The following is a 19,626-nucleotide window of genomic DNA, read 5'->3' as shown; positions in this document are numbered from 1 at the left end:
CAAGATTGTGCAAACCTAAAACCCCTCTAAAGCATGCCAGAATCTCTTGACAAGTTGACTTAGCTTAGATGATTCTTTTGGGGTTGAAGGCTGCCCCTGTAAAATTTGTAGATTTTCTCGAACGGTTTTAGTAGACGGATGCTTTGGTCCTAAAAGCCTCTTAGTAAGTGTTAGCGTTTCTCGTAAAAGAGGTTCTGCCTCACTATACCGGCCTTGATCATGATACAGCATCGCCAAATTGTTAAGACTGGTGACTATATCGGGATGGGAATTACCGAATAACTGTTTACGCATTGTCAGAGCCTCTTGATAAAGAGGCTCTGACTCGCTGTAGCGACCTTGATCATGGTACAACGAGGCCAAATTGTTGAGACTATCTGCTACATCCAAATGTGGTTCACCTAATAGCTGTTGACGCATCAATAGCGCTTCTCGATAGAAAGACTCGGCCTGGCTGTAGTGCTCTTGGTCGTGGTGGAGAAAAGCCAGATTATTGAGGCTAGTGGCTATATCAGGATGCTTCTCACCTAACACCTGCTTGAACATCGTCAGGGCCTCTTGATAGAGAGGTTCTGCTTCACTATAACGACCCTGAATTTTATACACAAAGGCCAAATTGTTGAGACTACTGGCTATATCGGGATGTGTATCGCTCAATAGTTGTTGGTGCATGGCCAGGGCTTCTCGCAGAAGAGATTCCGCTTCACTGTAGCGCTCTTGACTTTGGTAAAGCCCTGCCAGATTGTTAAGGCTGCTAGCTATGTCAGGATGCTCATTACCCAATAGCTGTTGACGCATCGCTAGGGCCTGTTGATAAAGGGACTCTGCCTCATTATAGCGCTCTTGATTTTGGTAAACCTCTGCTAAGTTGTCGAGGCTTATGGCTACAGCAGGATGTTCGCTGCCAAATCGCTGCTTATCTATTGCTAGCACTTCTTGGTAGAGGGACTCTGCTTCGCTGTAACGCCCTTCCTTCGAATAAAGCAAAGCCAGATTGTTGAGACTGCTGGCTACATCGGGATGCTTCTCGTCTAACAACTGCTTACGCATTTTTAAAGCCTCTTGATAGAGATGCTTTGCTTCGCTGTAATGTCCTTGACTAGAATAGAGCCCTGCTAAGTTGTTGAGGCTTGTGGCTACATCGGGATGTTCATTGCCAAACAAGTATTGGCTTATGGCTAGTGCCTCTTGATAATAAGTTTTGGCCTTGTCGTAACGACCTTGATCTTCGTAAAGCGTTGCCAGATTATTAAAACTTATAGCTACATCAGGATGCTTCTCGCCCAGTAGCTGTCGACTCATTACCAACGCCTTTTGATAATGCAATTCGGCCTCGCTATATTGACCTTGGCTATGGTAAAGTGACGCCAAGTTGTTGAGACCTATGGCCACAGAAGGATGTGCGCCTCCTAACCGCTGTTGAGCTGTTGTCAGTGCCTCTTGATAGAGAGGTTCAGCCTCATCATAACGGCCTTGCTTTGAATAGAGTGCTGCAAGATCATTAAGACTATTGGCAATATCAGGATGCTCTTCACCTAACCACTGTTTCTCTATCGTAAGCGCCTTTTGGTAGAGAGATTCAGCCTTATCATAACGACCTTGCTCGTCGTAAAGTGTTGCCAAATTATTGAAAATCTTGGCTATATTTGGATGGTCGTCATCCAGTACCCCTTGATAAATCTCTATCGCTTCTCGATAAAGGGGCTCTGCTTCACCATAACGCCCTTGCTTTGAGTAGAGCAGAGCCAGATTTTGAAGGGTGGTAGCTATCCCAGGGTGTCCATCCCTCAGCAGTTGAAACATCACTAAACTCTCTTGATAGAGAGGCTCTGCTTTACTGTAGTGGCCTTGATCTTCGTAAAGCCCTGCTAGATTATTGAGACTCTTGGCAATATCGAGATGCTCATTACCCAACGACTCTTTACGCAATTCTAAAGCCTCTAGAGTCAAGGGTTCTGCTTCACTATAGTTTCCCAGCTTGCGGTGAAGGACCGCCAGATCATTCAGACCGTCAGCGACATCAAGATGTTTCTCCCCTAAACGGGCACGCGCATTGTCCAGACACTGTTGTTGCCATGGTAAGGCTTGCTCATACAAACCCTGGCCTTCATAAAAATGCCTCAACCCCTTGTAAGGTAACGTAATATCTTTATCGGGTAACCATTGTATCCATTCAGTTGCTGCTTCAAGGTGGGGGATGTCTGGACGTGCTGCCTCAACTAATGCAAGTGTTGGGCTTTCTGGGATACTTTCAGCAAGTGACAGCATCCGCTTGGCAAATGCTTGCTTTAGGTAGTCAGATGGACGCTGAGGTGATTTTTGTATATCTTGATTTTCTGATGATCGGACAACCTGTTCTTGAAATTCCATAGTGGCGATTGTTTCAACGGTGTAACGATATGCGGACGACGAACTACCCAGGGATGCCCAGCAGTCGTAAAATCTGGGATGTTGAACCTGTTATCTGTTGCTCTGGCGGAATAACGAATTCGTCAGAATCTCGCTTTTCTGCGAAAAACTCCCGGATCAAGGGATGAAACTCAAAGAGCTGCCCAACTTTTTTAAGCAAGCTGAACCGTATGAGTTTACGCCGCGCGGTTATTAGCGCCTCGTAGGTTTTATCATTGCCCTCATCGGGTCTCACAATTAATTCCCAGCGGATCGGCGCTTCAGCAAACAAACTGAGATAGGCTCCAAGAAAGCGTGCATCGATATCCAGACGCTCCCATGTCAAGTCAAATGCAGCTTCAACACCATATTTAGCTGTCATTGTTGGGTCTGGATTGTTGAGGGCTGGGTGTTGTAAAACCCGCTTGCGACGTTTCTCCAACTCTGCCAAAAGAGTAGCAATCGAACAGCCCTCTTCACGCAGGTAGTATCCAACGAGTTCTAACCCCAGAGGCAAATATTCCAGCCATTTGCACAATTCAGCAGCAACCTCTGACTCGGGTTCAATCCGCTCTGGACCAATTAGCGATCGCAGCAAATCCAGAGCTGCTTTAGGAGAAAGGAGATCCAGCGGAACTTGTTGGATTGATGCACCCAAGTGTTGCAATCGAGTGGTTATCAAAAACTGAAACCTTGATTCAAACACAGATGGTAAATGGGGGGCTACGCTTTCATAGCTTGCAACATCATCTAGAACGACAAGCACTCTTCCTTCCGGTGGTTGCCAGTTGCGCCAGCACCAGCGCACCTTTTGCTCCTGATTTAAACTGTCTGGTACCGTCAACCCAAGCTCTGGAGCAAAAACCAGGAGTTGTGTCGCTAGATCCTTATCTCGCAGTTGCAGCCAGTAAACACCACCTGGATAGCTCCCCTTCCGGTAATGTTTTCGGGCATATTGCAGGGCTAGTTCCGTTTTACCAACTCCACCCATGCCAGAAATCGCTGTAACTGTAGGGCAGTCACCCTGATCGAGGCATTGCTCCAGGCACTGCAGGTCATTGCCTCGACCTACAAATTTGACAATTCCACTGCGGGGAATGTTCTCATATGGTTTTTCTGCAGTAGCGCTTTCTTGAGCAGCATCTGATTGTGGGGAGTCTTGCTGTGCCTTTTCAGTCACCTCCAACCACTCATACCAGCACTCCTCAGACCAATCTGCCCAGACATATTCACAAATATAACGGGCCTTTTGATACGAAATCGGTTCTGAACCAGTAAACAGCCGATATACTGTACTGTCACTCATGGTGAATTTTTTTTCAGCTTTCTCGTATTTCTTTACAATTTTCTCAGCCAGATCTTCGTAGCTCACTTTACTCTGGTGAATCTGACGCCAGTACTCAGCTGATTGAGGATTCTCAGGCTTTTCAGGGTCTGCCCCTTCCGGTTCCAAAAAGGCGACGCGAAGTTTGACAGGTGTTCTGGTACCGGGCTGGTGAGGCTGCTGGGACACGGCTACTCTGCATAGACGCTTCGTCCAGTGTAGAACAGCCTGTAGATTTGGCGCTAAACGGATTTATTGCCGGTTCCAAGCATTGTGCGCGGCGTCTCAAGCCTAGCCTTTAAACCAATCGGCTCTTTTCTCCAGCCAGCCGATATAGGCTGGTGGCAAGTCACATTTCAGGTGCTCACTCTGGCTTTCAAGCCACGCCATTTGCTCTTCCCGCAAATCAAAATAACCGGGAGGCAGGTCACAACGTAAATATCCCTTGCAATGCTGCTGCCGTTGCACCCCAATGGTAACACCTGGAATGTCAGCCAGCAGCTCTGGTTGATACCCGGCCACGGCTTGCGCCAAGTCCCTGACTTTTTTCTTCATCAGTTGCTCGGTGCCGTATTCGGCAATGGCATACACCAGACCGACAGCTTGCCGGTGAAACTGCTCCTTGGATAGCTGCGGACAATCCCTGAAACGATGATCTTGCGGCTGCAACACAATGCCCTTACGATTTAGCGTTGTTTGCAGTTTGGATGGCCATTTCATATCTCTAACAGGGAGCCTATGATGCAACAATTTGGCGTCAGGATCATCACAGTCCTCCAAGGTCCGGCACAAAAGACCATTCATTAATGCGAGTGATCCCCTTAGCTCTGATGCTAACTTCCTATCGGAAAATGATTTCCTGACAGCTCTGGCCGGGCCATCGCCCCGGCGGTAGTGCTCTGCAAGTTTTTCTCCTGTTTCGGACTGGAAACCCTCATCGGGCTGATAGTCAAAAAAACGCAGCATCTCCTCAGGAATCGCCCTGACATCCGGCGTGGGTTTGGCGTCATCGCTCACGCGAGCCTCATCGTTGTTATTCTCTCAAGGCTCTATTATTCATAAAAATTTATAAAAACCCAGTAAAAATGTCGTGATAAGGGTTGTGGCCCCCGCTTGTTATTTCATGAAATGCTCATGAAATGAGACGTAAAATGCCTGCTGGCAAAGGGTTTAGCATTTTTATGAGCCGGATTCATCAATTTGATGAACGCGGAGCTTACTACAGCGGACTGGCCCTTGGCTCTGGCAAAAACCTCTTAAAGGGCTGGTTCGCATTTTTTGGAGATAGATAACTATGACATCCCCTTTAACCAATAATTCTGAGCCAATAGCTCGGCAACAATCGCCACCACTCCCTTCCTCTGACCCAGTTTTTACCGTACTAGATCGATATTTCCGTGCACTGCATGACGAACTACAGTGGCAAGCTGACCCGGCTAATGAATGGCGAGATTGGAATGATGAAAGCAAGGCACAGCTATGCAGATGGCTAATTGAAGACCACACCCTAACGCTGAAACAGCGAGTCAAGCTCTACCTCTGGCAATTATTGGGTGGTTTTCCAGCGAGAATGCCCATGCCTGACCATATTGCTAGAGTCAGGATTAAGGCTCTCTCTGAGGGCACTGTCAAACTGGTGCTGCAAGGTTCTTGTGCTGCGGTGACAACTTTTACGCACTGGCTCCACTGCCTGGGAGATATTGACTACGGTGATATGTGTCCACCGCAGTCAATATCTAATAGCCAAGAAGTCATCAGCCTTGCCAGAAAGCGCATTCCCCAGGCTGCGATCAGTCCAGAAGATAAATCCAGTACCGCGAAGTACAAAGCCATTGTGGCCATGATCGCCCTGGATTTTGCGTTCTCACTGGATGAAGTCTTCATCGATGTTGACTTCACCAACTACGCTACCGAGATCACTCACATCGAATCACTAGTGCCTCGGCAGCGCCTGCAAATGGCGCATAGGCTCCTTAGTCAACTGCTCGATGTAACGCCAGGTTAATCGGTTCACATCTGCGTTTTACCCGGCCCAGGGCAATATCGCCCTGGGTCACCTTTGTCGTTGTTAATTTTTCTATTCTCATGACACGTTTTTACATCTCTCCTGATCGCAGGAGGGGGTGGCTGAGCCGTGGCCAGTTGTATTTAACCGGTCTCAGCTTGCTCACCCTGCTTGGCTGTAGCACCAGCCCGGAGGCGGCTATTTCTCCCCCTGCTGTTCTCTCTCGACCAGGTCAGCCTATTACAGCCGTCGCTAAGGCTTTGGCCACTCAGCCCACTACCACCCCGGTGCTCATCGGCCTCGCCCTCGATTACTCAGGCAGTATTCATGACAATCACCTTCCATTGGTCGAGATTAATAACCTCGACCCCCTGTTTCAGCTGCTGACGGAAAGGGGTGGTGAACTTGCGATCGCGCTGGTCTGCGAAGACACCAGCGCGTCCCTACTGCGGATGCGGGTAGAAACGCAACCCCGCATCACGGCTGACCAATTTGTTAATCCCCCGGAACCCATTCCCCTTGATGAAAATATCAATCCCATTCAGCGGCCACAGGCACTGCGTGACTATGCAGAGGCCTCAGCCCGACATGAAGAGCTTCAAGCTGAAGATTTGCAGCGCCTTAAGGCCCATAACACTGCTCTTGCGGCGCATCGGCAGGCAGCGACGAACACCGTCAAAGCCTTCCGCGAAAAAGTTGGCCCCGTACTGAGCCAGCCTGCCAATTGCCAGACCACCAATCTCAACGGCAATCTGGCCCGTCTTGATCTGTTCCTGAGTGAGGACAGCAGCAGCTGGCCTACCTCGCCCCGTCGGGTGCTGATCGCGGTGACCGATGGTCTCGACACGACCGGCAAGGCCCCTGCCCCCCTCAATAGCAACCCCGAGATTGCTCTCGTTAATGGCAGCGGGAGCCAGGGCGTGCTCAAAAACCTACCTCACAAGCCGTTTGAGAACTTCTCGGCGGCCCTGACCTACCTGATCCACAGTCAAAATCAACACCACTAAGGAGACCATAACCCATGGCAAACATCCCGTTTGAGCCGGATGATCTCTATGACGATCGTCGCAAAGGCCGTGAACAACAAAAGATAGCCTCGCTCTTAGAAGAGCTGAAAATACTGTTTTTCACCATTGAAGAGGTTGGGTCCAAAGCCCACAAATACTATCAGCTCGGCCTGCGGATTAAAAAAGAATACGGTGACTTTGAACAGGACAACCCGGAGCAAACCGGTAAGTCATCCGAGCAGGACGTGATAGCGCTGAACTATCTGCAACTCCTGATCGTTGCCTACCTGCTTAATATTTTTGTCCTGTTTCAGGCAGCCTCTTACCTGGTCAGTCTGCTGGTTGGCAGCAACAGCGTCTTACAGGGTATCGGTATTCTCCTGATCCCCATTGCGCTCATTGGCCTCCAGATTTACACCGGCATCGATCTCTACCTCGCCGAGGATAAGGGCGGTCGGAGCCTGATGACCAAACGCTGGGGCGCGAAGCTAATTGTCCTGGTCTCCCCACTGCTGATCCTCGGCACCTTTATCGGCGAGACCTGGGGCGGGCTGCCAATGCTGCATCAAGTGCTGTTACTGATCGCCCGGCTGGTGCTGGCGACCTACACCGATATGCAGATTGTTGACAATGGCAAACAGGGCTTTGAAGCCCAGCGCTTCCTGTTATTCGGCCTGCGGTCGTTACATCTCAAACGACAGTACAAGGAAGCAACGCGCATTGTTGAAACCTCGGCGTTCGAGGCGGTGCAAAACCACCAGACCTACCAACAAAAGTGTACCGAGTTCCGGCACAAATTCCCTGAGGAACCGCTGACCATGCCCCAGTTTAGCGCCATTACCCGCTGGGTCCTGGAACGCTGGCAGGGCATTTCGTTCACCGAAAACCCCTAACCCCTAAATTGACGCCCTATGGCCCTGGTTAGACGACTCCGTCGGGGCTGTGGGGCTTTTGTTGTCTTTTATCTCTTGAATTATGTCTCTCCACCAATCCGGGCTCTCCCTGGATCTACTCCCCGTAACTATCTCGGGTCTCCTTGGCTACACCGCCTTTCGGCTCATTGTCGGCTGGTTCCTTACCGGCTGGCGCTTTCTATTTTGGCTGTTCAGCTTCATCGACACGCTTGAGTGGTGTCATGACCAGCTGGTGCCGTGGGAGGAGCGCTTTGGCCTGGTTGCCACCCTCACCAATTGGCAGGCGTGGCTGCTCGCCCCAGATCCACTCACTGTTAGCTGCGGCCTCGTCTCTCTTCTCATTATTGTCCCCTTTGTTGTTACGTTATGAGGACCCTCTCATGCCAATTAATCGCATTAAATTTGGTCCCTTCTGGTGGCAGGACCTACTGTGGAAGGCATTGCTCGTTATTGCAACCCTACTGTGGGGTGCCCTCCAGGGCTTTACCCTGGACTTTGCCGATCCCTGGCGAGGGGTTGATATGGCGGTGTTTGTAGTGCTGTCCTACTACTTCATTCAGCACAGCATCACTCTCTACATCGAAATCATTGAGGAGCGTGGTTGGTATCGCCCTATTTACTACGTCGGGATCTATATCGCTTATCTTGCTTTGATGTACGGTCTCGCCCGTATCCACATTGCCCTGGCACTGATTCCAGCCCTGCCAGGGTGTGTCATTCCCCCCTATGCCTGCCGCATTATCCGTCGCCGTTTCCGCCTGTTCAAAGGCAATGCCTATCGTAACGTCAAGCCCTATGGCTTTGTAAGGCGGTACTACCGTCAGCTCATGCGTAAATCCAAGTGATATAAGGAGTTTACACAATGCAACAACAACCATTTATTGATGACATAGATAATTTACAGCATGTCTCTGATAAGCTGTTCTCTCTCTATCGGCCTCCTGTAAATCGGAAAGTACGGAGGGCTCTTGCTTCAGAACTACGACTACGTGGCAAAGGTATCTACTGGGGCGGGATTACAATGCCATTGTCTCTGGGCCAGTTTAACTATCTTTTAGTCGGCTCCGTAGGCTCGGGGAAAACAATAAATCTGAGGCTTTTCATGCAGTCGATCCTGCCTCACATTGGTCAGGGATATGGACTCAAAGCGGTCATATCTGATCCCAAGAGAGAGATTATCCCGATTATCCGTGGCATCAATCCTACCTGTCCGCTGTATATCCTAAATCCATTTGATAAACGGCATTATGCCTGGGCCATTGCCAGAGATATCTATGAGCGTGCTCATGCCGAGTCCTTGGCTTATTCATTCGCCCCCGATGCCAATGCCATGGTTAATCAAAACGACTTTTGGCGTAAAGCCTTTATTTTCATTGTGCTTGGGGTGGTGATGTACTTTATCAATAATGCCAAGGATGATGCAGGCAACCCCACCTGGACCCTGCGTGATATTATTCTGGCTCCAAGATCACTGAAACAGCTCTATGCGATTCTGGATAGTGACCCGGAAACTAAGCAATTCCTGGAGCCGCTTTCCGGGGGGCGCATGACCCAGAGTATTTTGACGACAATTTTGGTGTACCTAAATCAGTTTGCTGTTATTGCGGCATTGTGGGAACAATCGGAGCGTCATATTAGTCTCCGTGAGTTTGACCAACCAGGGCATGAAGGCATTTTAATCTTGGGTCGCGATGTGGAGAACATGGCGGTGATGGCATCACTCAATCAGTTGATTTTGACCCGACTCGGGCAAATTCAGCTGATGCGACCGGAGGATCCTTCGTACAGCAGGCTCTCAGATGTCTTTTGGATTCTGGACGAATTTCACACACTGTCAGCACTTCCAGAATTTGAAGAGGTGGCGACAACTGGACGATCTAAAGGAATTAGCCTGGTGATCGCGTTCCAGTCAATTTCCTCACTCATTCGCATCTATGGCTATGAGGCGACTAATGCCATTATCAGTCAGTTTCGTCATCGCGGCATTCTTAGTCTCAATGACACCTACACAGCTGAGTATTTTGCCAACCTGATTGGGTCTGGTGACCGTTTTAGTCAGGTCTATCATAGCGGCAATCTGATAGAGACTGAAGGTTTAGAGACAGTACCCATTGTCTCGGCGAGCGACCTCTCTAGTATGGAGCTGCCAAACAAGGCAACTGGTCAGGGGCTAACTGGCTTTTATCGGGCTGATTACTACAATTACTGGTACACAATGCCGTCGTCGTACATCAGCAAGCATCTGATACCCAAAGACAAGCTAACTCCTGACTATCAGAGGATTGATAGCAGCTATCAGCACCTGCAACCTTGGGATTACGACGATATTCGACGGCTTAAACTTGACCGGGTTCTGTCTCCGGATGAATTTGCAGTTTGCCGTGAAGAACAAGACCATCAAGCAAAACTCTTGGGTGATGCATCCATGGGTGGGGAGAGTATCAGCGCCATTCTCAAAAAGCTGGATGTTGATTATCGGCCAAAGGCAATACAAGACGACCTGATTGAAGAGAACACCGAACTTGATCAAGGTCATAGCGGCGATATCTAGCCCTGTTTAGGGTCCTCCTGAGAGGGCTTCTTAGATCTTCTCAGGGGGACTTTACTCCTTATTGTTTACCCTGTCGCCAAGCGACAGCATGAATCATGTCAAAACTTGCAGCAACCCTATCCCTAAGACAGCTTATTTTTGTTGGTGGCGAAAAAGGGGGGGTCGGCAAAAGCATGTTTGCAAAAACACTTTGTGCCAACCTGATTGACCGCTCAGAACCTTATGTTTTGGTGGAATGTGATCGCTCAAACCCCGATCTTCTTCGCACTTACGGACACCTCAATCCGGATGGCCATAAACATGTTGCAGTGTTTTCTGAGGGCCAGAAATACGAAGACTCCGCTAATAACTTGTTTAACCTTGCCACTGAACATCGGGTGGTTGCTAATCTACCGGCACAGGTGTTTAACGCTTTGAGGCAGTGGCTAGTTTACAACTCAATTTTTGAGTTAGCAGCAGAATCTAAGGTCAAGATATATCATTTCCATATCTCTGATTCAGGCTACGATTCTCTCGCGCTGTTTTCAAAATATGTCAAAGAATTTGGTAATCAGCTCAATCATGTGTTTGTCAAAAATTTGGGTCTAACCGATGACTGGGCTCCTTTCCATGAGGATGATGAACTCCAGGCACTGATTAGTCAGTATCAGATTCCGGTAATTAGCCTGCCGAAGTTTATTGGTAACAAGGATCGCAATCTGATTGACAAACTCAGCCTGACCTTTGGCGAAGCACGAGAGTATGACCAGTTCGGGGCGATTTCAAGGCAACGTGTTAAAACCTTTCTCAGCAAAGCTTATGCGGAATTTGACCGGCTGGACTTTCTGCAACCGACCCCGCAGATAGAGGACTGCGTGGTGCCGTTTGTACGACCTTCTAGAGGCGGGGAGGATGCAATATGAGCTACTCTTTCCAATCCACCTCTTCTGTGAGTAGTGATCCTAGAATGCGTCTGTTGGACCATGCCCTTGACGGAGAATCAGCCGAGGTTAAAGCCAGAGTGCTTAATGTTCTGATTCGCTATCAGATCGACGTAGAGAATGAATTTATTCTTCTGTTCATAGCTATGGGACAACTGTTGGCGATAACAGAGGATGCCCCTACTGAGTGGCAAAACTTGTTCAAATCATTCGCCGGAGAACTGGAACTATGGAGTCAGAATTTTTTACGGACCATTCACGAAATCAATCACCAGGCCAAGTCCATCGAACAGCTGACGATTACACTCAACAACTCGAACTCGATCTTCAAGGAATTGCTAACCATACTGCTGCAACTGAGCGAAACTTACAAACGCTCGCAGCAGGACATGAACAGCTTATCGGACAAGTTAGACACTTTGAAAACCAGCTTGACCTCCAGATTAGAGAAGATCGAGTGCAGCAACGTAGCCTTGAACGTCCAGCTGCAAACCTGGTTCGAGAGCAATCAACAGAACAACGCTTTGAGCTGGAGCGTTAGCCTTGCTCTCATGCTAGGACTGGTTCTCGGCCTTGGGGGCAGTTTTCTGCTGTGGCGGGACACAAAGTCGCCTTCGGCCATAGCGCCAGTTGTCCTGCCAATGCCATTCAGTCATCAGTCAGTCTGATACACCGGTTGATTTTAGTAACAGCACTGGGGACTTTGCGCTTCCCAGTGTCTTCCCAACTATTCAGCACATTTTTATCGTTTCATCTGCCCGCTATGGGCGATAACCATCATGGAAGATAACAACTCCCTTCAAACTCGTGATTCAAAGACAACCTACGACCAGTCGGCCCGTCCGCCTGCCAAACAGCCTGATTTCGACCTTCCTGCACGCCAGCCATCAAGGGTACCTAGTCGTGGAGGTCGATCGCTACAGAAGCTCAGCAGCACCACATTTCTGGTAGAGGCAGGCGTTTTACTCCATGACTATTTAACCGATGAAGATCGTGAGAATGCGACACAACTCACAGCTCAAGAGCAAGAAACTCGTACTCCCTACTATCAACAAAAACAAGAAGCAGCAGAATCGCGGATTCGAAATGCTGACTACGATGGAAGAGAACGGCCCTCTGACAGAAAAATTGAGGCCAGAGTCAATGCTCGCAGGGAATCTATTATTCGAGAAGAGACAGCAGCCCTGATCTCCAAGGCTGCCGATGAATCAGAAAACCATGCGCTATGGGTTAAAAATATTCAGCTGGCACAAGTTGTAGCTAAGCAGGTAGAGAACGATAAGTTTGTCGTAGAAGTGGCAGGTGATCGTTATCTGTATGAAATGGGTCGTCGCACGGCTGGCAAAGATTTACGATCCATGGACCCACTTTATCATCCAGAAGAAATGCTCCGCATTGAGCAAGATACCATACGCTCGATGTATGTGCTTGGGTTTGAACCATCAGAAATTCGCGAATCGATGAAAGACCTTAGCCCTCAGGCAAGAATATTGTCTGAGGGGAGCTGGTTTAGCCGCAACGATCAACAATTCTATGTGGATGAAATCACCCAGGACTTTGATAATTTTCACATCAGGCAAAGCCTGAATGAGGACCGCGCAAAATTGGAGCAATGGCGCATTGATCACTATGTGCCACTTAATGACCGTCGCACCCCGCAAGAATATTTGTTAGCAGAAGCCCGTCAAACAGCATCCCTTGCTGAGAAGCTCCCTGAAGCAGAACTAAATTCGCAGCGGGAGTTTCAACGGCTTCTTATCAAGGAAATTGACAACAATAACCTCGATATCTTGCGTGAGGACTTTACTATCCGAGATGAATATACCTTATCTAGAAGTATTGGTCGAACAATGTATGCAGCTGGATTCAATGAACGAGAAGTTACCGATGCTGCTACTGACAAGTTTCCGCCCATTGCCGCATGGAACGAGGGTAACAAACAACAGTGGGCTGACAGCCTCGCCGAAGACCTCACCTCGGAAAGAACGCAAACTTGGCGACAGATGGTTGACTCCTACAGAGCGCAATATAACATTCCGAGTTCGATCCGGCGAATGGATCGCCTGGATGCTTACGTCGATACCCAGCGTCAGCGGCTTGCTGCTCCGGAACATGACGATCACTCTTCTCAAAGTACCGAACCTATTCTAGATGAAGGGTTATACGATGATTATTAACTAAATTTGTTGACAATTTTCATAGGGTTGCTATCCTACAACCCTATGAATTTAAAGGAAAAACCAACCGAACACCCGTTACCGATTTCAGTCATACTCAAGAATCTCGAAAAAACGCAATCTATTCTTCCTCCAACCAAGCAGCAGTATGAGGAAGAATGTGCTGAACGAAGACACCGTTTTGAGCTTTATGTTGAACGGCCACGACAACTGCTTAGGATGAGCTATGGTGAGTTGAACGCTGCTCTGTTCAACTTGTTTCGACATCCAGACCTTTCTTCACAAAAGCAGCCTTATCAAAATATTCTGCCGGAAGAGTGGCTAGAATTTAAAGCAGGGATTAAAGAGTTCCCTTACACCGATGAGGTGAGAACCCTTAAAACTTACTGCGACCAAGGTCGGCTCATACTTGAACCATATCCAACTATTGGACACTCATGGGACCAACTATCACAGGCCACACCGGTTAAAGCATTCCCAGCCCTTGACTCTTCAACAGAACATGGCTGGATACTCTTGTATATCAAAGCATTGATGCGAAAGCTTCAAAAAGTAAGCTCAAGAATCATTGATCGCAGGCAGCGGCGGCGGTCACGAAAAGCCACTTTACAGGCTCTCAAAGCCAGATTTCCTCACCTCGACATCGACTAGATTTTCCTTTCTCAGCCCTTCAGTCAAAATAGGTGCCTCCCCAGTCCCATTCTTCCGGAGCCATCCGTCGCGGTTCTTTCACAGCGGAGGCAGTGGTCAGGGTCAAGGCTGGAGCGCAGCGGAAAGCGGCAGCGGGCATTGACCCTGGTTGCTGTTGGAGCTAGAACCGCAGCGGACGGAGGAGCTGCGAAGAGGTGGGACTTAGCCCCTATTCTTTTGGTGGATTCAGAGCAATATCTCTTTTTGCTTGACTTTAGGAGCCATTGGCGTACAGTCTCTAGATGCTAGAGGTTGTAGAAATTCAGACGTTCATTCGTCAGGCAGACAAGATTTTCACGGATGAAGAGCTGGATAATCTGCGAGTCTATCTCGCCTACAATCCTGATGCTGGTGTGGTCATCAAGGGCACACGGGGCATCCGAAAACTACGCTGGCAAGCATCAAATCGCGGTAAGCGAGGTGGGGCAAGAGTCATCTACTTTTACTACAATGACGCGACACCGGTATATCTGTTATCAGCCTATGCCAAAAAAGTGCGCGAAGATATTACAGCTGATGAGAAAAAAGTGCTGCAACAACTTGTTGATGGGATAAGGAAGGATTAAATATCATGTCTGAACTCGGTCAAGACCTTATTAAAGCCTTGCAAGAGGTGCAGATGCATCGCAAGAAACAAGCCGGAACAGTGCGAGTCACCAGTTTTCCCAAGCTAGACACTGACGTTAAAACCCTTCGCCATGATCTCGGCATGTCGCAAACACAGTTTGCTGCTAACTTCGGCATCGGTATTGCAACTTTGAAGAACTGGGAACAAGGTAAGCGAGAACCACACGGACCAGCGAAAACCCTACTTCGAATTATTGCTAAAGAACCACAAGCTGTGCTGCGAGCACTGGCTGACACTTTACCTGTAAGTCACTCAGCTAGCTAAAAAACATTCATCATGCCGCATTCAGCAAGTCTTTGAATGCCTTGCCTGCCTTGAACTTTGGCGTTTTTCGCTCCGGAATTTGCAACGTCTCGCCGGTTCTGGGGTTGCGTCCTTCCCGTGCTTCGCTATGCACAGCGGTGAAGGTGCCGAAGCCGATCAACTGAACATCACCGTCGGTTTTTACCGCATCCATGATGGTGCTGATGGTGGCATCCAGTGCTTCACTGGCCTGTTTTTTGGTGAGATCGGCCTGTTCTGCAATGCGGGAGATCAGGTCACTGCGGTTCATGGGCTGCCTTTTTGTTGATTGGATATCCCACAACCACTTGCAAAGTCCGCCGCCGCCGTCAAGGAATGACTTCAGATGTCATCGCATAAACAGTTGCGAGACCGTCGCGACCCGCTGCCAAAAGTCGTTGACCGCCGCCGTCACCACTCCGCCAAAGATAACTGTGCTGAAGGTAAAGAGACCGACAAATAGCGTCTCCTGCCAGCTGCGGGTTTTGAACAGATTCATGCTGTAGGTTGTTTTCCTGGGCCAGAACAATGGCACCCCGGATGGTGTCAGACTATCGCCGAGAATGTGGGAGAGATAACCGATAGTCAACGGCGTGATCAGCCAGCCCAAATGACTATAGACCGGGACCGTGGCGACAGTCACCAGGACACCAATCAGCGCCACTACGGCCAGCAGGCTATGGGTCACCCCGCGATGACCGACCACGGCGGAGAGCGGCAGGCTAATCAGCTTAAGTCGCCTGCCGAGAGCACTTCCCGGATGATCCAGGTCCGGCAGCATTCCGCCGACAGCAGCGGTCATGGTGCCCTGCGCTTCGATGGGAAGCTCGGCTCCGATCGCAACCAACCACCAACAGCTCATGGCAAAAGGAATGTGGTTACGGGCCATCATGCTTTGTTGTCGTCCTGCTCGACCAGACTCAGACTACTACTGGGGCGATGACAGAAGGGCTCAGAGATTGTTGTCATATCTTTTTTCGCTCCGAGAGCACATTACAACCACAAATAGTGATGCTCTCTACTGCTTTTCACTACTCCATTTTTCATTTTGCCCAGTAACCAATCATCCAACAAGGGGCTTTGACACTTATCGGATGTGGCTTGGCTGAAGCGTTTGCGCTTCTTGTTAGCTCGCTGCCTGGCGCTCTTGTGTCTCGTAGCTTATTGTTGTTCTGACCTCAAAGGAGGTTCAAATGTCCAGCACACCAAGAAAGCCGGATTTACGGCTGTATCTCGTTGTTAAAAACTCCGCTGATCAACCCAGGGGAACCTGGATTCCCATGGGAGCGGCCTGGCAAAACAGTGATGGCAAGGGCTTTAGCCTCTCCATCGACTTTTTGCCAATTAGAATGCCCGGCAAAATCTATGATTTCGTCTTGCGAGCGCCACTTGATGATCAATCAGATGAGGTTCCAACCGCATCTATCCCGGAAGAACCTGATTTCTAACCCGGTAACGATGACGTGATGTTTGATTTATGATGACGCTGACCCACTGGTCGATAAGGCTAGTGGGTTTCGTTTTTCTCAAGATCATCTTTCTAACCCTTCCCCTTGTTCACGCTCACGCTTAACCTCCTGGCCCCGCTGCTCTGTTGCCAGCCCCAGCTTGTCGAGCCGTTGCTCATGAACAAGCCCTCGCTCCTTCTTATCGCGATCCATCGCCTCACGAAGCTCCTTGACAGCCGTGGCCTGCAACGTCGGACGGATCACCTGCTCCAGATATACCGACTGATGTTCAGCAGACGGCAATGAGGTCGCAACCGGACTTTCCTCGGTTACCGCTTTATGGATTTGATTCCAGCTAAAGCCCGCCCCCCTGAGGCGGATCGCAATATCCTGATCGATCCTGGGTGTGAGCACCGCATCTTTACCATGTGCTTCAGCCTGACGCGACAACTCTTTGAGATATTCCCGCTTCGCTTCACCGTAGTAGCCACTCCGCACTTGCCAATACTCACTGTGCTCGTGTTCGGGATGAGCGCGAAACCAGTTCGCCCGACGGATCTGTTTGCTGGCATTTTTTGAATGCTGCGCAATCTGCTCTAACGCAGTTGTCATATCGGCATCGAGATCACCAATTTTATGCTCCAGTGGATCGACTTTCTGTGCCTCGGTATCGATCTGAATATGCTGACTCGCCGGATCGATTTTTTGACTGTAGGGGGGCTTGTAGTCCTTACCCAGTTCATAGCGCACCGCCTGGGTAAAGAACTGACCATAGTGGTCTGGTTTGGACTGAACCGGTTTTGATTTTTTGTCATCCAAGCGCTCCGGCGATCGCTTCTGCTGAGAAGCCGCCGGAGCGCTACCTCGTTCCCGGTCCTTGTACTCCTGCCATTGATGAATGAGCGTTCGCTCATCATCCAGGCGTTGCTGCTTGCCCTCGCGATCGGGCTGGGTATTATCCTGCTCAACCGCGCGCTCATCGACCTTGGCCAAGGCGCGCTGACGATTGGCGGCATTGATGGCGCGGTAAGTGTCGCCCTGCTCGGTGCGAATACCTCGCGCTTCCATTTGAATGACATGCGGCCCAAGATGAATCTGTGGTTCGCGATCGATGCCCTGCTCTTCCAGGCTGCGATGGTCAACGCGGGCCTGGTGGCCACCCCGTTCCAGTTCGCGGTTAATATGGCTCGCCCATTGCTCCCGCCACTGACTCACCAGCTTGCGATCATTCCAGCTGCGGTTCTTCTTTCCGAAGCCGTCAGCGTTAATCTCGCGCATGGTCAGCAACACATGGGCATGGGGATTGTGTGAATCAAAATCGTGGTAAGCAACATCGGCGATCATACCCCGGTTAACAAAGTGAGTTTGGACATACTCACGAACTAGATTTTGTTTCTCGTCGTGTGCGAGTTCCACCGGTAACGCTAGCACCATTTCCCGCGCTAATTGCGCGCTGTTTCGGCGGGTGCTGGCGTCCTCTTTTTGCTCAATAGCAATCCATAAATCAGCGCGATTGTTCACCCACTCCGGTGCATTGTCGGGGGCGAAAATCTCGCTGCCATAAACGCCGCGTTTGCGCGTGTAGTCATACGTCTCACCGATGGTCGGGTCGTAGATTTTTTCGCCCGCGCGGTACGCCGCTTTTGCTGTGATGGTGCTCGCAGATTTTGCACGGGAGTGCACCTTAAAATCGAGATAATAGAGCGCCATAAGTTCGCAAAAGAGAGCGGACGGTTTTGGGGGGACCAGGGGGCAAGCCCCCGGCGCAACACATTGCTTGCAATGTATAGTTGCGCCATTGGTTCCTGAATTCGGGGCTAGATGCCAGCGTTTCCGGTGACGCGCCCACGGAACCCACGGGAGAGTGTTGCCGCAAGTCAACAACACAGAGCAGGCGCGTTCGCCCACCTTCTTGGTGGGCAATTCCAGAATTTTTGCCTACACTATGGTACATGCTTACTAGAGGGGTTGTGGGCGCATGGTGACCAAAGAAGAGCAGCTACAAAAACAACGCGACAAACATTTAGAGCAAGCCGAGCAAGCGAAGAAGAAAGCCCGGCAAATCGACCTGCTGCTGGCCAAGGAAAAGCGTCGCAAAGAGAATCGCCGCAAGTACATTGCTGGTGGCTATTTGCTGCGGGCATTGCTCGAAAATGAAACACCATGTCAAACTTACGAACAGCTACTGGAAATTCTCAATATCACGCTGACCACAGATCGTGATCGCGTGGTATTTGAATTGCCAGTACTGTCCCCAGAAGAGAAGAAACAACGCAAGAAGGCCTCTGCTACATCGGCTAAACCTATTACCGCTCAATCAGGGAGACAAAAACCAAAAGCAAGTGAACCCTCATCGCAAAAACGGACTTCCCTGCCCGCCTCGCTGGTGGCCGAGACCATTGCCCCCGTTACAGACGCCAGTATTGCTGTCTCTGAGGGTACAGTTCCCTCCTCTCCGGTGAACAGGAAACACCACCCAGGACTATCTGAAGCGGCCAACACTATCGTGCCGACAGAGGGCCAGTTACCAGAATCAAAACCACCCTTGCCGGAAACCCAGGCCGATGAATTACTGGCAGAGTTCGACGCCTGAGGCGACTGTTGCAGTGCGGCACCACAGCTTGTTCTTCCCCAGCAATAAAAATAGTTTTTACTTGAATTTTATTTAATTAATCCATAACCCTATTCCTTGACTTCATCCCGATCACAGGAGGGGCAAATCATGCAGAGTACGAACAGTGGCACCACCACCCAGGGCGCACCGGAGTGGGCCAAACAATACCGGCCAAAACGGCTCAAACGACCGAAAGATGGCCGAGTGTTTCAGGTGCCGAGGAAGAAAGCGGCAATGCGAGATGCCCGGATTATTCTGAATCGGCTGCGGCGGGAGAGCAGAGAGTTAGATCCTCCTTCGCAAACCGACTTTGTGCTCAGCGCGCTGCGGGTGATTTGCCCGTTTGTGTTTGAGGAATTATTACTGCACTCGCTCGATGACGCTGGCTTCACCGTTCAGCGCAGTTGTTACACCCATGACGGCGGTATTGACGGCAGCTTTTGGGACCAGGATGGTGACAAGTTTCTGTTGCAAGCCAAGCGCTATTCACAGGAGATTGATCCGGACCATATCCTTGATTTTGCCGGGGTAGTGCTGCGTGATGATGAAGCGACTGGCGGGTTATTTATTCACACTGGCATTACCTGTGAGACGTCAGCCTATTACAACCAGGAGCTGCCCCATACCGAAATTCTCAGTGACTGCGGCCTCAGGGAACTGGTCATCCAGTAATAGCAC

General features: G+C 49.9%; 21 protein-coding genes. 15 read left to right on the top strand and 6 right to left on the bottom strand.

All coding sequences use genetic code 11. The annotated features are described in order from the left end of the window. Positions 1-15: 15 nt before the first annotated feature. The 3 genes from DXZ20_RS36420 to DXZ20_RS36410 form a co-directional block, all read right to left on the bottom strand. The gene (locus DXZ20_RS36420) at positions 16-2,370 is read right to left on the bottom strand and encodes a DUF2753 family protein (RefSeq protein WP_163703305.1); all 2,355 of its coding nucleotides are present in this window, start codon (positions 2,368-2,370) and stop codon (positions 16-18) included. A gap of 43 nt (positions 2,371-2,413) precedes the next feature. After that, positions 2,414-3,901, bottom strand: a complete 1,488-nt coding sequence (locus DXZ20_RS38110) for an NB-ARC domain-containing protein (protein ID WP_163703304.1) — start codon at positions 3,899-3,901, stop codon at positions 2,414-2,416. 102 nt (positions 3,902-4,003) lie between these two features. Further along, positions 4,004-4,729, bottom strand: a complete 726-nt coding sequence (locus DXZ20_RS36410) for a hypothetical protein (RefSeq protein WP_163703303.1) — start codon at positions 4,727-4,729, stop codon at positions 4,004-4,006. 277 nt (positions 4,730-5,006) lie between these two features. On the opposite strand from DXZ20_RS36410, the gene DXZ20_RS36405 reads away from it, so the two are divergent. From DXZ20_RS36405 to DXZ20_RS36350, 12 genes are all read left to right on the top strand, one after another. Then, positions 5,007-5,717, top strand: a complete 711-nt coding sequence (locus DXZ20_RS36405; RefSeq protein WP_163703302.1) for a hypothetical protein — start codon at positions 5,007-5,009, stop codon at positions 5,715-5,717. Positions 5,718-5,797: 80 nt separating this feature from the next. Further along, the gene (locus tag DXZ20_RS36400) at positions 5,798-6,724 is read left to right on the top strand and encodes a hypothetical protein (RefSeq protein WP_163703301.1); all 927 of its coding nucleotides are present in this window, start codon (positions 5,798-5,800) and stop codon (positions 6,722-6,724) included. Between the two features lie 14 nt (positions 6,725-6,738). Next, positions 6,739-7,617 carry a hypothetical protein gene (locus tag DXZ20_RS36395; RefSeq protein WP_163703300.1) on the top strand — a complete coding sequence of 293 codons (879 nt, stop codon included), beginning with the start codon at positions 6,739-6,741 and terminating at the stop codon, positions 7,615-7,617. A gap of 82 nt (positions 7,618-7,699) precedes the next feature. Continuing rightward, positions 7,700-8,008: a hypothetical protein gene (locus DXZ20_RS36390; protein WP_163703299.1), complete on the top strand. Its 309-nt coding sequence runs from the start codon at positions 7,700-7,702 to the stop codon at positions 8,006-8,008. 10 nt (positions 8,009-8,018) lie between these two features. Further along, positions 8,019-8,483: a hypothetical protein gene (locus tag DXZ20_RS36385; protein WP_163703298.1), complete on the top strand. Its 465-nt coding sequence runs from the start codon at positions 8,019-8,021 to the stop codon at positions 8,481-8,483. Between the two features lie 17 nt (positions 8,484-8,500). Then, on the top strand, positions 8,501-10,189 hold the full coding sequence (locus DXZ20_RS36380; protein WP_163703297.1) for a type IV secretory system conjugative DNA transfer family protein: 1,689 nt from the start codon (positions 8,501-8,503) through the stop codon (positions 10,187-10,189). A 95-nt stretch (positions 10,190-10,284) separates the two neighbouring features. Continuing rightward, positions 10,285-11,091 (top strand): P-loop NTPase family protein, encoded by an 807-nt coding sequence (locus DXZ20_RS36375; RefSeq protein WP_163703296.1) that lies wholly within the window; start codon positions 10,285-10,287, stop codon positions 11,089-11,091. Further along, a complete protein-coding gene (locus DXZ20_RS36370; protein ID WP_163703295.1) occupies positions 11,088-11,777 on the top strand; it encodes a DUF6753 family protein in 690 nt (229 codons plus the stop codon). The genes DXZ20_RS36375 and DXZ20_RS36370 overlap by 4 nt, the downstream gene beginning before the upstream one ends. A 111-nt stretch (positions 11,778-11,888) precedes the next feature. Continuing rightward, positions 11,889-13,286 (top strand): hypothetical protein, encoded by a 1,398-nt coding sequence (locus tag DXZ20_RS36365; RefSeq protein WP_163703294.1) that lies wholly within the window; start codon positions 11,889-11,891, stop codon positions 13,284-13,286. Between the two features lie 45 nt (positions 13,287-13,331). Next, positions 13,332-13,937, top strand: a complete 606-nt coding sequence (locus DXZ20_RS36360) for a hypothetical protein (protein WP_163703293.1) — start codon at positions 13,332-13,334, stop codon at positions 13,935-13,937. A 281-nt stretch (positions 13,938-14,218) separates the two neighbouring features. Beyond that, positions 14,219-14,542: a type II toxin-antitoxin system RelE/ParE family toxin gene (locus DXZ20_RS36355; protein ID WP_163703292.1), complete on the top strand. Its 324-nt coding sequence runs from the start codon at positions 14,219-14,221 to the stop codon at positions 14,540-14,542. A gap of 5 nt (positions 14,543-14,547) precedes the next feature. Then, on the top strand, positions 14,548-14,868 hold the full coding sequence (locus DXZ20_RS36350; RefSeq protein WP_163703291.1) for a helix-turn-helix domain-containing protein: 321 nt from the start codon (positions 14,548-14,550) through the stop codon (positions 14,866-14,868). 10 nt (positions 14,869-14,878) lie between these two features. On the opposite strand, the gene DXZ20_RS36345 is transcribed toward DXZ20_RS36350, so the two are convergent. Further along, positions 14,879-15,157 carry an HU family DNA-binding protein gene (locus DXZ20_RS36345; RefSeq protein ID WP_163703290.1) on the bottom strand — a complete coding sequence of 93 codons (279 nt, stop codon included), beginning with the start codon at positions 15,155-15,157 and terminating at the stop codon, positions 14,879-14,881. 78 nt (positions 15,158-15,235) lie between these two features. Further along, the gene (locus DXZ20_RS36340) at positions 15,236-15,778 is read right to left on the bottom strand and encodes a metal-dependent hydrolase (RefSeq protein ID WP_163703289.1); all 543 of its coding nucleotides are present in this window, start codon (positions 15,776-15,778) and stop codon (positions 15,236-15,238) included. Positions 15,779-16,079: 301 nt separating this feature from the next. On the opposite strand from DXZ20_RS36340, the gene DXZ20_RS36335 reads away from it, so the two are divergent. Continuing rightward, positions 16,080-16,334 (top strand): hypothetical protein, encoded by a 255-nt coding sequence (locus tag DXZ20_RS36335; protein ID WP_250566050.1) that lies wholly within the window; start codon positions 16,080-16,082, stop codon positions 16,332-16,334. Positions 16,335-16,418: 84 nt separating this feature from the next. Here the strand turns inward: DXZ20_RS36335 and mobQ are convergent, their stop codons facing one another. Further along, positions 16,419-18,044 carry a MobQ family relaxase gene (mobQ, locus tag DXZ20_RS36330; RefSeq protein WP_163703288.1) on the bottom strand — a complete coding sequence of 542 codons (1,626 nt, stop codon included), beginning with the start codon at positions 18,042-18,044 and terminating at the stop codon, positions 16,419-16,421. A gap of 268 nt (positions 18,045-18,312) precedes the next feature. Between mobQ and DXZ20_RS36325 the strand changes: the two genes are divergently transcribed. Beyond that, a complete protein-coding gene (locus DXZ20_RS36325; RefSeq protein ID WP_163703287.1) occupies positions 18,313-18,927 on the top strand; it encodes a hypothetical protein in 615 nt (204 codons plus the stop codon). 129 nt (positions 18,928-19,056) lie between these two features. Next, positions 19,057-19,620: a restriction endonuclease gene (locus DXZ20_RS36320; RefSeq protein WP_163703286.1), complete on the top strand. Its 564-nt coding sequence runs from the start codon at positions 19,057-19,059 to the stop codon at positions 19,618-19,620. Positions 19,621-19,626: the final 6 nt, after the last annotated feature.

Origin of the sequence: Adonisia turfae CCMR0081, assembly GCF_011009555.1 — a bacterium.
In the GTDB taxonomy this organism is placed as follows: domain Bacteria; phylum Cyanobacteriota; class Cyanobacteriia; order Phormidesmidales; family Phormidesmidaceae; genus Leptothoe; species Leptothoe turfae.
This window is presented reverse-complemented; position numbering and strand designations above follow the sequence as displayed.

Bases quoted from the DNA above. Each gene is read 5' to 3' on its own strand.
- DXZ20_RS36420 (WP_163703305.1), bottom strand. From the start codon at position 2,370: ATGGAATTTCAAGAACAGGTTGTCCGATCATCAGAAAATCAAGATATA.
- DXZ20_RS36405 (WP_163703302.1), top strand. From the start codon at position 5,007: ATGACATCCCCTTTAACCAATAATTCTGAGCCAATAGCTCGGCAACAA.
- DXZ20_RS36400 (WP_163703301.1), top strand. From the start codon at position 5,798: ATGACACGTTTTTACATCTCTCCTGATCGCAGGAGGGGGTGGCTGAGC.
- DXZ20_RS36395 (WP_163703300.1), top strand. From the start codon at position 6,739: ATGGCAAACATCCCGTTTGAGCCGGATGATCTCTATGACGATCGTCGC.
- DXZ20_RS36390 (WP_163703299.1), top strand. From the start codon at position 7,700: ATGTCTCTCCACCAATCCGGGCTCTCCCTGGATCTACTCCCCGTAACT.
- DXZ20_RS36385 (WP_163703298.1), top strand. From the start codon at position 8,019: ATGCCAATTAATCGCATTAAATTTGGTCCCTTCTGGTGGCAGGACCTA.
- DXZ20_RS36380 (WP_163703297.1), top strand. From the start codon at position 8,501: ATGCAACAACAACCATTTATTGATGACATAGATAATTTACAGCATGTC.
- DXZ20_RS36375 (WP_163703296.1), top strand. From the start codon at position 10,285: ATGTCAAAACTTGCAGCAACCCTATCCCTAAGACAGCTTATTTTTGTT.
- DXZ20_RS36370 (WP_163703295.1), top strand. From the start codon at position 11,088: ATGAGCTACTCTTTCCAATCCACCTCTTCTGTGAGTAGTGATCCTAGA.
- DXZ20_RS36365 (WP_163703294.1), top strand. From the start codon at position 11,889: ATGGAAGATAACAACTCCCTTCAAACTCGTGATTCAAAGACAACCTAC.
- DXZ20_RS36360 (WP_163703293.1), top strand. From the start codon at position 13,332: ATGAATTTAAAGGAAAAACCAACCGAACACCCGTTACCGATTTCAGTC.
- DXZ20_RS36355 (WP_163703292.1), top strand. From the start codon at position 14,219: ATGCTAGAGGTTGTAGAAATTCAGACGTTCATTCGTCAGGCAGACAAG.
- DXZ20_RS36350 (WP_163703291.1), top strand. From the start codon at position 14,548: ATGTCTGAACTCGGTCAAGACCTTATTAAAGCCTTGCAAGAGGTGCAG.
- DXZ20_RS36345 (WP_163703290.1), bottom strand. From the start codon at position 15,157: ATGAACCGCAGTGACCTGATCTCCCGCATTGCAGAACAGGCCGATCTC.
- DXZ20_RS36340 (WP_163703289.1), bottom strand. From the start codon at position 15,778: ATGATGGCCCGTAACCACATTCCTTTTGCCATGAGCTGTTGGTGGTTG.
- DXZ20_RS36335 (WP_250566050.1), top strand. From the start codon at position 16,080: ATGTCCAGCACACCAAGAAAGCCGGATTTACGGCTGTATCTCGTTGTT.
- mobQ (WP_163703288.1), bottom strand. From the start codon at position 18,044: ATGGCGCTCTATTATCTCGATTTTAAGGTGCACTCCCGTGCAAAATCT.
- DXZ20_RS36325 (WP_163703287.1), top strand. From the start codon at position 18,313: ATGGTGACCAAAGAAGAGCAGCTACAAAAACAACGCGACAAACATTTA.
- DXZ20_RS36320 (WP_163703286.1), top strand. From the start codon at position 19,057: ATGCAGAGTACGAACAGTGGCACCACCACCCAGGGCGCACCGGAGTGG.